The following is a 2739-nucleotide window of genomic DNA, read 5'->3' as shown; positions in this document are numbered from 1 at the left end:
CCGCGGGGTGCGGGGGGGGCCCGGCGGGGCTCAACAGGGCGCGCGGGGGGCCCCCCGCCCACGTGTTCGCGGAGGCCGCACTCCCGCGAGCCGGAGTCGAGCCGGCGGCCCGCCCCGTGACGGTTTCCCGGTTCCCAGCGCTCCCCTAAGGGGACCTCAGAATCACCGTCACCCACAGTGATCGTGGCCAAAACGTGACGTTAAAACGCGTCATCCGGGGACGGCTTTTGGGTCTCATTTATGCGCATTTACGGGCCCAGACGTGCGTTCTCCAGCGTCAGTCGACCCGTGACAAGCACCCACGCGCTCTGTAATGGTGAGTCCCGCATCACATGACGGGTGCGGCTCGTACCGCGCTCGTCATGTAACAGATCCACAAAGGAGGAGGACCTTTGAGGAGACGAGTCACAGCCGGTCTGGCCTCGGCCGCGGCCGCGCTGCTGGCGGCGGGAGTCGTGTCGGCGCCGGCCTCCGGCGCACCGGCCGCGGACCCGGCCCCCGGTTCCGACAAGGCGAAGCACGGCAGGGACAACCTCCCCGATCCGAAGTCGGATCAGCAGCGGGAGATCCGGAAGAAGGCCATCGCCGACCTGCTCTCCGGCAAGGCCAAGCTTCAGACACGCAACGGCTCGAAGGTCATCCAGGTCAAGGACGACCTGTTCGTCGAGTACCAGCAGGCACCGAAGACCGACCCCATCTTCACGATGCTGGTCGAGTTCGGCGATCAGACCGACCCCCGGACCGGTGGAGCTGCCGGCCCGGCGCACAACCAGATCGCCGAGCCGGACCGCAACTGGGACGGCAACTCGACCGACGACAACAGCACGCTGTGGCGGCCGGACTTCAACCGGGCGCACTACCAGGACATGATGTTCGGTCCTGGCGAGTCGATGCGGGACTTCTACTACAAGCAGTCGGGCGGGCGCTACACCGTCAACGGTGACGTGACCGAGTGGGTACAGGTTCCGTTCAACGAGGCCCGCTACGGCAGCAACGCCATCCCCGAGTCCGACGGGTACTGGAACTTCGTCAAGGACACCGCCACCGCCTGGTACCAGTCCCAGGTCGCGGCTGGCAAGACGCCGGAGCAGATCAAGCAGTACCTGGCCCAGTTCGACATCTGGGACCGGTACGACTTCGACGGCGACGGCGACTTCAACGAGCCCGACGGCTACATCGACCACTTCCAGGCGGTGCACGCGGGCGAGGGCGAGGAGGCCGGCGGCGGCGCCCAGGGAGAGGACGCCATCTGGTCGCACCGGTGGGCGGCGTTCCCGAACCTGGCCGGCAGCGCCGGTCCGGACGCGAACAAGGCCGGCGGTGTCCAGATCGGCGACACCGGCATGTGGATCCGTGACTACACCACGGAGCCGGAGAACGGTGGCCTGGGCGTGTTCGCCCACGAGTACGGCCACGACCTCGGCCTGCCGGACCTCTACGACACGGCCGGCGGCGACAACGGCGTGGGCTTCTGGAGCCTGATGTCCTCCGGTTCGTGGCTGAGCCGCGGCAAGGACGACATCGGGTCGACCCCGGGTTACATGGACCCGTGGTCGAAGCTCTACCTGGGCTGGCTGAACTACTCGGTGGTCGAGGAGAAGAGCGGCACCACCCGGGTCACGCTCGGCCCGGCCGGCGACAGCGACGGGCCGAAGGCCCAGGCGGTCGTGGTCAACCTGCCGGCGCAGACCCAGACCACCAGCTACAACACGCCGTTCGGCGGGTCGTACGAGTGGTGGGGCGGCAGCGCGGACGACCTGAACACCACGCTGACCCGTCAGCTCGACCTGACCGGTACGACGTCCGCGTCGATCACCGCCAAGGCCTGGTACGACATCGAAGAGGACTACGACTACCTCTACGCCGAGGTGTCGACCGACGGCGGTGCCACCTGGACGGCGCTGAGCAACTCGTCGGTCGACGCCGGTGAGACCGGGGTCGACGGCTCGACCAGCGGCGCCTGGGTGGACCTGTCCTACGACCTGTCCGCGTACGCCGGGCAGGCCGTGCAGTTCCGCTACCGCTACCAGACCGACGGCGGCGTGCACCTCGCCGGCGCCTTCCTGGACAACGTGTCGCTGATCAAGGGCGGCACCGTCGCCTGGACCGACGACGCCGAGACGCTGGCCGCCGAGTGGACCGCCAAGGGCTTCACCCGGATGACCGGCTCGGTGACCGACACGTACCCCCGCTTCTACATCGCGGAGAACCGGTCCTACGTCGGCTACGACGACACGCTGCGGACCGGCGGGTACAACTACGGGTTCAACAACACCCGCCCGAACTGGGTGGAGCGGTTCTCGAACCAGCCCGGCATGCTGGTCTGGTACGTGAACTACGCCTACGGCGACAACAACACCTCGGAGCACCCGGGCTACGGCCTGAACCTCCCGGTGGACGTCCGACCGAACAAGATCACCGTCGACGGCCAGGGCACCATCACCAACCGGCGCAACGGCTTCGACGCCACGTTCAGCCTGTACGCCAAGCCGGCGCAGACCTTCCACCTCAACGGTGTCCCGGTCACGCTTCCGGCGCTCGCCCCGCAGCCGGTCTTCTCCGACAGCGGGCCGAACAAGTACTGGACGGCCGGCAACCCCTGGAACTCGGTGAAGGTGGCCGGTTCCGGCACCCGGATCGAGATCCTTCAGCAGGGCACCAACCCGACCGACGACATGGTCGTCAAGGTCAGTAACTGACGATCGGGGCACTCGTGGGGCCGGTGGCGGTGACGCCACC

At 67.9% G+C, this 2739-nt stretch carries 1 protein-coding gene; it reads left to right on the top strand.

Features of this window, described 5'->3' with window-relative positions:
* Positions 1–392 precede the first annotated feature (392 nt).
* Complete coding sequence (locus tag AB0B91_RS63760) at positions 393–2699, top strand: immune inhibitor A domain-containing protein (RefSeq protein ID WP_357661346.1); 2307 nt, start codon at positions 393–395, stop codon at positions 2697–2699.
* Positions 2700–2739: the final 40 nt, after the last annotated feature.

This window comes from Nonomuraea sp. NPDC049141 (assembly GCF_040648415.1).
In the GTDB taxonomy this organism is placed as follows: Bacteria; Actinomycetota; Actinomycetes; order Streptosporangiales; family Streptosporangiaceae; genus Nonomuraea.
The sequence above is the reverse complement of the archived record's forward strand: the minus strand, read 5'-3'. Positions and strand labels throughout refer to the sequence as shown.